This is a genomic window from Bartonella rattaustraliani AUST/NH4 (assembly GCF_000312565.1).
Taxonomy (GTDB): Bacteria; Pseudomonadota; Alphaproteobacteria; order Rhizobiales; family Rhizobiaceae; genus Bartonella; species Bartonella rattaustraliani.
Map to the genome: position 1 here is coordinate 1 of NZ_CALW02000038.1, position 5,910 is coordinate 5,910.

General features: G+C 38.2%; 2 protein-coding genes. Both read left to right on the forward strand.

Annotation, left to right across the window (positions count from 1 at the left end; all coding sequences use genetic code 11):
- The coding region (locus tag BN67_RS06015; protein ID WP_019223244.1) for a DUF3987 domain-containing protein at positions 1-629 on the forward strand (629 nt) is incomplete at its 5' end.
- Between the two features lie 500 nt (positions 630-1,129).
- Positions 1,130-5,910, forward strand: a 4,781-nt coding sequence (locus BN67_RS06020; protein ID WP_026088193.1) for a DEAD/DEAH box helicase, incomplete at its 3' end; no start/stop codon positions are given.

The following is a 5,910-nucleotide window of genomic DNA, read 5'->3' on the forward strand; positions in this document are numbered from 1 at the left end:
TCCAAGAACAGAAATGGATTGATAGAGCTCCCAATTGGGATGCACAGCAAAACTATGAAGCAGTGTTTCATTCTTTTCGAGATAATCCCTTGGGATCACCTGATGACCCGCTTATCATGCATTTTGCTCCTAATGCTCAAAAGATGTTTCGTGAATGGTGGGAAAACCTTCGAAACGAAATAAAAGGAAATGATTTTTCAGAAGCATTTCAATCTCACATTTTAAAAATGGATAAAACCATAGCGTCTCTTGCTTTGATTTTTGAACTTGTTGAAGGAGGACGTGATAAAATAGGCTTGCCTTCACTCTCTATGGCATTGCGTTGGTCACCCTATCTCTTAAGCCATGCAAAACGTCTTTATGCGGCGGGGAATATAGCTTTAGAAAACCATGCAAATTTGCTTGTAGAGCGTTGTGATTATTTACCAGATGGTTTTACTGCACGAGATGTTTCGAAGCGTCATTGGAAGCTTTTAAAGGACAATGAAACCATTCAACAAACTTTAGAGCTTTTATGCCGTTGTAACTATCTTCGTAAAATCTATGGAGACAAAAAGCAAAAAGTCGGTCGCCCTACAATACGCTATGAATGGCACCCTTTGGTGAAAAGTCATAAGACAGAACAATAAAGAAACCTCTTTTGAGAATTTTATCACTTTTATGTATTTTGAGTCTTTGTGGGTATTTTGGGACTTCTTTTGGGGTCCTATTTTTTTAAAAAAATGCGTTAGAAATAAAAAACGTTATATTTCAATATGTTAAATTTAATGATTTTTTTAAAAAACAACTCATATCGACAATACAACCTATAAATACAACTCAAGGTAGGTATTTTGGGGCGTTTTTGGGTATTTTGGGACTTTCATATGAGTGCATATTTAATACTCTCATAAAATGATGAATTCATAAAACGACTAGTAAATTTCACTCTTTTACTGATCTCAGTCCGTATCATGGGCTGTGGATAAACAACCTTTTAAAACCCCTTTTGAAAAAAAATTACCGATTTTGCAGGAATTTCACCTCATCTGACACTCGATATTTATCCGAAATGTATTTATTAAACTTCATTTTGATTCTTTTGATGACAATTGATCGGCGTCATAAGGCAAATGGAGTTTTCTGTATAATGCTGCAATCTCATAAGTCTGATAATAAACCAATCTCTTTACGCTCTCTCTTACAATTCTGTCGTGAGGGTGCCACAAACCCTCGTGAACGAGGAACTGTTTTCGAAAACCTGGTCAAGACTTATTTGACGTGGGACCCCATTCAAAAGCAAGAATATGAGACCGTTCAGACCTATTGTGAGTGGGCGAAAGAGCGTGGGGAAGATGGGCGTGATATTGGCATTGATCTGGTCGCTAAAATTCGTGATGAAGATGGCTATGCGGCTATTCAATGTAAATTTTATGAATCCTCTCACTGCATTAAAAAAGAAGATATTGATAGCTTTATTGCTGCCTCGGGCAGAGATCCATTCACCCGTCGACTTTTAGTTGACAGTACGGAAACCGATTGGAGTGAGAATGTTGATTTAACCTGCCAAGGGCAAAAAGTCCCTATTCAACGCATTAATCTCTTTGATTTAGAAAACAGTCAAATTGATTGGGGCATGTTTGCCAATAAGGGGCAAGCCACTCTCAAGAAAAGAGAGGTAAAGCAACTTCGAGATCATCAAGCAGAAGCCTTGAACGCTGTGTGTGAGGGTTTAAAGGCAGCAGACCGTGGCAAGCTTATCATGGCGTGTGGAACGGGGAAGACTTTTACCAGTTTTAAGATAGCAGAACAGATAGCAGGTCGAGGCAAGCGTGTTTTGTTTTTGGTGCCTTCTCTCGCTCTTATGTCGCAAACGATAAGAGAATGGACGACAGATACAGAAGTGCCCTTGCGTTCCTTTGCTGTCTGTTCTGATACCCAAGTCGGTAAACGTCGTAAAGCCCAAGATGATGCCATTGCCATGGATACATCAGATCTTGTGTTACCAGCGACAACAGATGCTAAAGAGCTTGCTAGCAAAGCCCATAAGACGTCGCTTGATGTTATGACTGTGATCTTTTCTACCTATCATTCCATTCAAGTGATTGCTGGTGCACAAAAGGATCATGATTTACCCGAATTTGATCTGATTATTTGTGATGAAGCCCATAGGACCACTGGAGTTGTGTTAGGAACAGACAAGAGTGAATCTGAATTTATCAAGGTTCATGGCAATAGCATTATTCGGGGCAAAAAACGCCTCTACATGACAGCAACCCCAAAGATCTTTACCAATAATGCCAAAAGACGTGCCAATGAGATTAATGCTGTACTGGCGTCTATGGATGATGAAGAGCTCTATGGGAAGGAACTTTACACTTACAGTTTCTCAAAAGCCGTCAAGAATGAACTGTTATCCCCTTATAAGGTGATTGTTTTGGGTGTTGATGAAGAAGAAGTGAGTCAATCTCTTCAACAGCTTATGACTGATGAGAATTATGAACTTACTCTTGATGATAAGACCAAGATCATAGGGTGTTATCAAGCTTTAAGTAAAATAGATCTAAAGGTTGATCTTGATGATGACCCAAACCCTATGCGTCATGCCTTGGCTTTTTGTAGAGATATCGAGTCCTCTAAACGTATCTGTAGAACATTCAATTCTCAAGAAATTCAGGATGAATTGTATAATCTTCATAAAATACATAAAGATACCACACCTCTTGATTGTACCTTTGAGCATATAGATGGGACTTTTAGTGCTAAGGAAAGGACCAAAAGACTTGATTGGTTAAAGGAAGATGCAGGGGAAAATACCTGCCGTGTGTTAAGCAATGTACGCTGCCTTTCTGAAGGGATTGATGTGCCTGCTCTTGATGCCGTGATGTTTTTACACCCGCGTAAAAGCCAAGTAGACGTGATCCAAGCGGTGGGACGTATTATGCGTCGTGCCAAGGGGAAAAAAAGAGGCTATATCATTTTACCCGTTGGGATCCCTGCAGGAATTTCTGCTGAAAACGCTCTCAGATACAATGAGAGATACAAAGTTGTCTGGCAAGTGATCGACGCCTTGCTTTCCCATGATGATAATTTTGATAACACGATTAATCAGATGATTTTAGGGCAAGACATAAGCCATATCTTAGAGATTAAAGCTGTCGGGAGAATGACCACGGTTGAGGAGAATATCTCACTTCATGAGAAATCAGAAAATATGGGGCTTGAGATTGGAAAAGCTGCCAATAATCCACAGCATAGCCCTATAGTGCAATATAAATTAGCTTTTTATAAGGAATTTCCCAATGCTCTTAAAACCCTTATTGCTAAGAAATTCAGTATTGCCGATTATTGGGAAGATTGGGCGGGTAATGTTGCTGAAATTGCCCAAAATCATATTACACGCCTTCAAACTATCCTTTCTGATGAAACAAGCAAAGCATATCATGCCTTTGAGGTGTTTTATAATGAATTAAAAAACAACTTAAACAGTGAAATAAAGCAGGATGACGCCATTGAGATGCTGGCACAGCACCTTGTGACCCGTCCTGTGTTTGAATCCTTGTTTGATGGAAACGCGTTTGTACAAAACAATGCTATCTCTCAAGCAATGGAAAATATCTTAGCTGAATTAGACAAAACAGATATTGAAGAGGAATCCGAAGAACTTCAAGAATTTTATAACAGCGTAAAATGCCGTACCTCTGGTATCACAGATCCGCAAGCAAGGCAGAATCTTATTATCACACTGTATGAAAGTTTTTTTTCTAAGGCTTTTAAAAAGACAACGGAGAGACTTGGAATTGTTTATACCCCCGTTGAGGTTGTTGATTTTATCATTCATTCTGTTGATGATGTGTTGCGCAATGAGTTTGAAACAAGCCTTGGGTCTCGTGATGTTTCTATTCTTGACCCTTTCACTGGAACTGGAACCTTTATCACACGGCTTTTACAATCTGGACTGATCAAACCCGAGGATATGGAATACAAATTCCGTCATGACATTCATGCCAATGAGATTGTCTTACTTGCTTACTATATTGCTGCGATTAACATTGAAACGACCTATCATAGTCTTATGAAAGGAGAATATATTCCTTTCAAGCATATTGGTTTGGCTGATACCTTTCAGATGCTTGAAAAGAAGGATTTGCTGCGAGGTGTATTCAAAGCAAACAGTGACTATTTAGAACTTCAGAAGAAACTGGATATCCAAGTTATCTTTGGTAATCCTCCTTATTCAACAAAGCAAAAAAACGAAAATGATAACGCAAAGAATACACCTTATCCGATATTAGATGACCGTATTCGTGAGACCTATGCTGCTCAATCTAAAACAACTTGTATACAAGCACTTTATGATAGTTATATCCGTGCACTTCGTTGGGCGAGTGATCGTATAAAAGACTGTGGTGTTATTGGCTTTGTCACGAATGCAGGTTTTGTAGATGCAAATGCTATGGCTGGTTTACGTAAATGCCTTGTTGAAGAGTTTAGCAGTCTTTATATTTTCCACTTACGGGGGGATGCACGAACTTCTGGAGAACAGCGTAAAAAAGAAAGTGGTGGAGTTTTTGGTGAGGGCTCTCGAACTCCTATAGCGATTTCCATTCTTGTAAAGAATCCAGAATCTCAACAGCGTGGTAAAATATATTTTTGTGATATTGGTGATTATCTCAAGAGAAAAGAAAAGCTTGCTATAATAGAGTCCTTTAAGAGTATTGATGGCCTTAAACAAAAACAAGGTTGGCAATTTATTACACCAAACAAGCATGGTGATTGGATAAAGCAACGTGATGATAGTTTCAAGACATTTGTAGCTTTAGGTATTAAAAAAGGGCATGATAAAAAGCTCGTTGAAACCTTTTCGTGTGGTGTTGTAACTAGCCGTGATGCTTGGGTGTATCATTCAAGCCATAAAGTTTTAACGAAAAATATGAGTGCTATGATCACTTTCTATAATAGTGAAGTAGAATCCTTTAATAGTACCTCTTCACATACTAATCGTAAAGCAAGTGCTAATATTGTAAACGACTTTGTAAATTCAGATGCAAGTAAAATTAGTTGGAGTCGTGCACTTAAACAACATTTAGCTAAAGGAAAGATTTTTAACTTCGAAGAAGCATGTCTCATACAAAGTTTGTATCGTCCTTTTACGAAACAGTGGCTTTATTATAATCGTATCTTCAATGAAATAGTATATCAAATGCCAAGGATATTTCCTATAGGACAAGCGTTTGAAAATAAGGTAATACAAGTTACAGGTACAGGAGCAAAAAAAGACTTCTCTGCGCTTATGACTAAGACCTTGCCTGATCTTAATGTTATAGATGGTGGTAGTCAATGTTTTCCACGCTATATTTACGAAGATGCTACAGTTTCAAACGGCAAAAATAAAAAGCAGTCCCATTTATTCGAAAGCTCTATGAAGGACGGTGAAATAGCTGGTTTACAACGGCGTGATGCACTCACTGATGAAGGATTAGCACATTTTAAAGCCGCTTATCCTGGTGAGAAAATCTCTAAAGATGACCTCTTCTATTATGTTTATGGAATTTTGCATTCAGAAGATTACCGCGCACGTTATGCTGATAACCTCTCTAAAGAATTGCCTCGTATCCCTTGTGTGAGAACTGCTGAAGATTTTTGGAAGTTTGTAACAGCAGGGCGTGAACTTGGTTATCTGCATGTCAATTATGAAAGTATAAAACCTTATCCAGTGAGTTTTAAAAAGGGTGATCCAAAATTAACTGACATCTCTAATCCTGAAGAATTTTATTATGTTACAAAAATGGAATTCGCAAAAGTTAAGAAGTGTAAGAAAAAAGATAAATCTACAGTGATTTACAATGATCATATCACAATGACAGATATCCCTCTTGAAGCCTATGAATATATCGTAAATGGTAAACCTGCTCTTGAATGGGTTATGGA